Here is a 6,163-nt window from a genome sequence, read left to right as displayed (position 1 = left end):
CAGATGCTGACTTATCATTGTCCCTTCTTACACCTGTTTTAGTACCCGTATTGTCTCTTAGTCTTGTTCAAAAATCAAATAGGAGTCCTATAGTTTGTCCATAAAAAGTTAAGTGTAGGTATTATTTATTGTTAGCGCTACTCTACGAAAAACTGCTGCTCGCTCATAGCGCTAACATTTAAATTTGGTGTCTTTTCAAAATTACATTGTCAAAGATTGAGTATTTGTCTCAATCAATTTCGCTAAATCTTGCAAGAACGCCGCAGCATTAGCACCATAAATAATCCGATGGTCAGAAGTAATATTGACTTGCATTTGTTGCCGCACGCCAAATAAACCGTCGGGTGTTGCTACCACTTGCGGACGGGATGCCCCGATCGCTAAAATTGAACCTTGTCCAGGCGGTAAAATCGCATCAAATTTATCTACGCCAAACATCCCCAAATTTGACAGGGTAAAAGTACCACTGTTATATTCTTGGGGCTGTAATTGTTTTGCCCTCGCACGTTCTACCAAAGACTTCCAAGTACGCGATAGAGAATAAATATCCACTGCGTCGGCATTTTGCAGCACAGGCGTAATTAATCCGCCATCATCCATCGCTACTGCTACGGAAATGTTGATATCAGAATGATAGACAATACCCTGGTCTGAGTAGCTGGCATTTAACAATGGGTGTTTTTGCAACGTTACCGCTACAGCTTTCGCCAGTAGGGCTGTCATTGTCACGCCTTTGGATTTAATTTGTTTATAAAGTTTGTCTAATCCATCGGTGGTAATTGTATAACCGACACGGAAGACGGGCACGGATATGGTAGCTACCATGTTCCGAACTACGGCATTTTGGAAGGTAGTTAGAGGTACGATTTGACCAGGAACAGCCGCTACTACGGTTGCGGGTGCTGGTGTCTTAGGTGCTGGGGGTGCAACTGGGGCGCTGGTTGGTACGGGTGCTGGTGGGGCAACTGGGGCAGTGGCGGGTTGTTTGCCCTGATTGGACAATGCTTCTACATCTTCGGCGACAATGCGACCGTGGGGGCCACTGCCTTGGAGTGTAGTTAAATCAACTTTGAGTTCTTTAGCTAACTTGCGGGCACGGGGTGAAGCGACAAGCCTTCCTTCTTTGTGGTTAGACCCGTTTTGAGACGCTAAGGCAGGTGTTGCGGCTGAGGCTGTGGCAGCGATTGGTTCAGGGGAAGAGGTAGTAGTAGCAGCCACGCCGCTGGAATTGGCAAGAGATTTCGCCTGTTCAATTTCAGCTTCCGTTTCGGCAATAAAGGCGATCGCAGATCCGACTGGGGCAGTTTCACCAGCTTCAACTATGATATAGGCAAGAAATCCCTCATAAAAGGTTTCTACATCCATATCTGCCTTATCTGACTCTACAACCACCACTGTTTCGCCTTTTTCCACTTTGTCCCCTGGCGATTTCACCCAGGAGATGATTTTGCCTTCCGTCATGGTAGAACTCAGCGCCGGCATAAATACTTCGTGAATGCTCATAGGGTGGTTTGGAAATCAATGGTTTATGGACTTTAACAGCTTTTGTCAGATTGAATTGTATCTTGGTGGGGGAGTTTTAGACTGGAGATTTTTTATTTTGGTTGGGCATTGGGCATTGGGCATTGGGCATGGGGCATGGGGAACTAATGACTAATGACTAATGACTCAGATTAAATGGCATTGCTATTTATATTCCTCGTAACCACTGCTTAAGATACAAGAGCTTCTCACAGGTAGACGATATGGGATGCAGTTCAATCTAGAATTCAAAATTGGTAATAAACCTATTTGAAATTCCTGTTTACTTTTATGTCGGCAAAGTTGAAATTCTTTTTGATTGTGATACTAAGTATCTTTGCCACTGCTGGCGCTGGAGTTTATATCATCCAGGGCCAGCCATCTGCACTGATTATTGAGACTAGTGATGGGCAAACCCAGCAGGTGGCAGCAATGCATCAGTCTCAAGAGGTTGTGGCATACTCAGAGCGTTCCGATTATAAAACTATACCTCTAGGAAAGATCAACTCATTTCTCCAAGGTAGTGATCCTGCTACCCTCGCCCTAAATGCCTTTGACGACATAGCATCAGTGGCAGGAACGCGAAAGGTAGAGGTAGTTTATCCGCAACGAAATCAGGCTTTTGTGACGATTACGGAAATCAATCGGGGTAATGATTCACTTGGGACAGTTAAATATCGAGTTGAGATGACTACCTTTGGGCGATCGCTTTTTATTAGCTCTCCTCCAGTGTGGCAAATTGTTTGGGCTGGAGTGAGGAGTTAGGAGTACAGACGCGATTAATCGCGTCTGTACAGGAGTTAGGAATTTAAACTCATAACTCATAACTCATAACTTTATTAAATGTCGCCGCGAATTTCTTCGACAATGCCATCGCGCAGAACGATTTCCACCTGCATTTTGCTAATCAAGTTATCACCGATTTCTACCCGGAAAAAGCCTTCCATTTGGAATTGGTTAACTTCCTGATCTTGCTGGAGAAACTGTACTTGCTGGAGGTTTTGCAGCAACTGATTTTTCTGCTCTAACAGTTCACTTTTCTTTTGATTGACTTGGAGTTGGATATTGTCAATTTGTTGGAGGGTCTGGGGACCAGGTGGTTGCAGACTCTGCTTTTGAATTGCTGCCACCGCTCTTTGTCCTTCGACTTCTAGCTGTTGCAGTTGCTGATCGATTTGATTGATCTGCGTTTGCAACTGCTGTTGTACTTCCTCTTTCCAGAGGGGAGTAACAATGACTTTGACATTAACGACGCGTTTCAGGAGCAAATTAGATTTGGAGACATCCATAAATATTTCACGTTCACTCTTTACAGTTAGCAGGTGGAATCATCAGGCAAACATGCCGTCAATAATATCGCGATAGCGTTCGGTGACGACGTGTCGTCGAACTTTCAGTGTTTGTGTCATCAAGCCATTTTCGATGGAAAACTGTTCCAGAATGAGTTTGAACGTTCCGATGCGGTCATCCGGTCGAAAGCCTGGACGATTTTGCACTTCCCGATTCAATTCTTGCCGAAATAAATCCTGGATCATTCTACTCTCCAAGTCAATTTTTTGACTAGGTGAGGAAATCACCTGATCATTGTGCGTATCCAGTGTCAGATTCTGGCTTGCTGCCCATTTTTCTAGGGCTTCGACATTGGGGACAATTAAGGCTCCCAAGCTGCGCTGATCTTGGCCAACGAGCATAATTTGATCGATGTATGGCGATCGCAAACAGGCATCTTCAATTGGCTGTGGCTCGATGTTTTCGCCGTTAGTCAATACAATCGTATCCTTCGCCCTGCCAGTCAGCACTAAGTCGTCTTGTGGTGTCAACCAACCCAAATCGCCGCTATCAAACCAACCTTCAGCATCAATTGCTTTCGCTGTCGCTTCGGGATTTTGGTAATAGCCTTGCATAATCTGCGGTCCCCTCAACAATAGCAAGCCTCGCTTTTCTACTGGTAGAGGCGCTTTTGTCTCAGGATCTACAATTTTAGCTTCTGTAGCTGGAAGTGGTAGCCCTGATGCACCAATCAAATTTCGCCAAGGACGCCGCACATGGGTGACAGGAGAAGTTTCTGTCAAGCCATAACCTTGCAAAATCTGCACACCAATAATTTCAAAGAAGTTATCTATGTGTCTGGGAAGCGCACCACCGCCGCTAATCATCTGCTTAACTTGTCCTCCTGTGGCTTCTCGCACCTTGGCATAAACCAGTCGTTCTCCCAAGGCATGGAGGGGTAATAAAGCTGATGCTTGTATCCTAGCTGCTAATCGTTCGACAGGTGAAGCATGAAGATCATTTAAACTCAATCCCTGAGCAACTCGCCGCGCTTTGATATATTTATCGCTAATGCCCAATAAAAAGTTAATTAGGCGTTGCTTATTCGCTGGTTGTTCACGGAACTGCTTTTGAGCTCCTTCATAAATTGATTCCCACAGGCGGGGTACACCCACCATGTAGTTGGGTTTAAATTGTCTCAAATCCCCTTTCACAGAGCGCAAGTTGGTATAAACTTGCGTGCAACCTTGAGATAATAGGTAATATTCAACAGTTCGTTCGTAGCTATGCCACGAAGGTAGGATACTGAGAACGATATCACCCGCGTTTGGTTGCAAGACTGTCCCAAATGTTGTTACTTGGTGCATCAAATTGTTATAAGACAGCATTACACCCTTGGGTTTGCCTGTGGTCCCAGAGGTATAAATTAGGGTTGCCAAAGCCTCACGGTTTTGCTCGACTGGCACAAAATTATGATTTTTCCCAATTTCGATCAACTGGGCAAAGTTCAGCACCTTGAGGGTTTCGTCCGTTGGTGGTGCTTCATCCGAAAGTAATATTACCACTTGAATTGGTAAATCTTTGAGGCTATCTTGTAGTTTTTTAAGTGTTTTTAAATCCTCAACTACTATTGCTGTACTACCACTATTAGCGATGATAAACAGCAGTTCTTCTTTTTCTGCTTGCGAGCTACGCACCGCATCAACTCCCCCAGCAGTCATTATGCCTTGATCGGCAATAAACCAGCGAGGACTGTTGTCAGCAATTAGAGAAATGCGATCGCCAATTTTTATTCCCAACGCCTGCAACCCAGTAGCAAATAGTTGCATTTGCTCTGCTAGCTGGGTATAAGTAATCGCTACTTCTGGTTTAGCGTGAGGGTTACGGAGGGCGACAACATCACCAAATCGCTCAGCTGCTAAAGGCCAAATTTCTGGCAGCGATTCCACATTTGTGTAATCTACCAACCGCTTTAATGCCTGCCGTTCTTGCTCACTGATGTTAGATAAAAAAGAAGACGCGGTTTGGGTTTTTGACATAACACCTTACCTAAATATCGTAAACTGATCGTAATTCTTAGCTTATTTTGTTATTTTGCTACAATAGCTGTCCTTATTATCCACATTTCCTTCTGTGTATGATAATTCCAGCAATTTCACGTTTATATTTACAAAAATTTATGTTAAACTTAATTTACATAGACTGCAAGCAATGATTGTGTTTGCATCTAAGAACAGCGATGTCTACGACGGGCTACGCCTACGCCTATTTTTCACAGGAGATGATTACCTATGAAACTGATAGACTCTACACTGCTAACGCTAATCAATATTACTGCTTGCGTGGCGTTTCCTAAACTTGTAGCTATCCTTCTGGCTGATAAAACCAAAGTTACTGAAGTGTTGCCGAATGGTTCCAAATTACAAGCAGCCAGAGTGGAACTTACCAGTTTTCCTTATTGTACAGCTTACGCACTTACAGGTAGCCAATTTTGTAAATTTAGTCCTGATTTCTGTGCCAATTGTTCTCCGAATTGATCGACTGTTTGCAAGTAAATATTACTTTTTAGCTAAAAGTTGAATTTTATGTCTGATCACGGTTAGGCTTGAAGTCGCACTTCGCTAAACTGACTCCACTGAGGAAGTACCAAAACGATAACCTTTACCGTAGACTGTATGAATCAGCGCAGTTTCCCTACCTACCTCAATCTTACGACGCACCAGGCGAATTAATGCCGCGATCGCATTACTACTGGGTTGTTCTTCCTCTGGCCACAAATTTTGCATAATCTGGGCATGAGTCATTAGTTGTCGAGTGTGTTCCATAAAGTATTGCAGCAGCTGGCTTTCTTTTTGCGATAGCTCAATTATTCGTCCTTGGCGATAGGCTACTTGATTTTCACAATCGAGTTCTAAATCAGCTACAGTCAACCGTCCGGTGGTGGTTTCATAGGTTTGGGAACCGGAACGACGCAATAAAGCACGGACTCTGGCTAGTAACTCCCGCAGTTCAAAAGGTTTAACCAAATAGTCATCAGCACCAGCATCTAAACCTTCTACGCGGTCATCTAGAGTATCTTTGGCTGTGAGAAACAGCACGGGAGTGGTTTGGCCTTGGCGTCGCAATTCCTGACAAATCTCTAATCCCGTTTTTCCTGGCAGCATCCAATCTAAAATTAGTAAGTCATAACTGCTGGCTTGTGCATATTCGCTGCCACTTGTCCCATCGTAAGCGGCATCGACAATGTAACCCTCACGAGTTAACAAGCGACTCAAGGGTTCAGTTAGCTCAACTTCATCATCAACTAATAAAATTCTCATGCTGCTTGTGGTAAGCATATAGAGATATTCTCATTATTCAACTGCCCAAACGC

Annotated in this window: 7 protein-coding genes; 3 read left to right on the top strand and 4 right to left on the bottom strand. The window is 44.0% G+C overall.

Annotated features, from left to right (window positions below):
* Window positions 1-201 precede the first annotated feature (201 nt).
* The gene (locus tag V7K36_RS20890; RefSeq protein WP_335118873.1) at window positions 202-1,503 is read right to left on the bottom strand and encodes a dihydrolipoamide acetyltransferase family protein; all 1,302 of its coding nucleotides are present in this window, start codon (window positions 1,501-1,503) and stop codon (window positions 202-204) included.
* Window positions 1,504-1,528: 25 nt separating this feature from the next.
* Between V7K36_RS20890 and V7K36_RS20885 the strand changes: the two genes are divergently transcribed.
* Together V7K36_RS20885 and V7K36_RS20880 are read left to right on the top strand one after the other, a co-directional pair.
* The gene (locus V7K36_RS20885; protein ID WP_335118872.1) at window positions 1,529-1,657 is read left to right on the top strand and encodes a hypothetical protein; all 129 of its coding nucleotides are present in this window, start codon (window positions 1,529-1,531) and stop codon (window positions 1,655-1,657) included.
* A 155-nt stretch (window positions 1,658-1,812) separates the two neighbouring features.
* Window positions 1,813-2,286: a hypothetical protein gene (locus V7K36_RS20880; protein ID WP_335118870.1), complete on the top strand. Its 474-nt coding sequence runs from the start codon at window positions 1,813-1,815 to the stop codon at window positions 2,284-2,286.
* Window positions 2,287-2,360: 74 nt separating this feature from the next.
* Here V7K36_RS20880 and V7K36_RS20875 read toward each other — a convergent pair whose 3' ends face one another.
* Both V7K36_RS20875 and V7K36_RS20870 read right to left on the bottom strand, forming a co-directional pair.
* Entirely contained in the window at window positions 2,361-2,810 is a 450-nt protein-coding gene (locus tag V7K36_RS20875; RefSeq protein ID WP_335118868.1) for a YlqD family protein, read from the bottom strand.
* Between the two features lie 42 nt (window positions 2,811-2,852).
* On the bottom strand, window positions 2,853-4,829 hold the full coding sequence (locus V7K36_RS20870) for an AMP-dependent synthetase/ligase (RefSeq protein WP_335118866.1): 1,977 nt from the start codon (window positions 4,827-4,829) through the stop codon (window positions 2,853-2,855).
* 252 nt (window positions 4,830-5,081) lie between these two features.
* Here V7K36_RS20870 and V7K36_RS20865 point away from each other — a divergent pair, with 252 nt between their 5' ends.
* A complete protein-coding gene (locus V7K36_RS20865) occupies window positions 5,082-5,327 on the top strand; it encodes a hypothetical protein (RefSeq protein ID WP_334945849.1) in 246 nt (81 codons plus the stop codon).
* Window positions 5,328-5,411: 84 nt separating this feature from the next.
* Here the strand turns inward: V7K36_RS20865 and rppA are convergent, their stop codons facing one another.
* Window positions 5,412-6,110, bottom strand: a complete 699-nt coding sequence (gene rppA, locus V7K36_RS20860; RefSeq protein ID WP_335118880.1) for a two-component system response regulator RppA — start codon at window positions 6,108-6,110, stop codon at window positions 5,412-5,414.
* Between the last annotated feature and the right edge of the window lie 53 nt (window positions 6,111-6,163).

This window comes from Nostoc sp., from assembly GCF_036919555.1.
Classification (GTDB): Bacteria; Cyanobacteriota; Cyanobacteriia; order Cyanobacteriales; family Nostocaceae; genus Nostoc.
The sequence above is the reverse complement of the archived record's forward strand: the minus strand, read 5'-3'. Positions and strand labels throughout refer to the sequence as shown.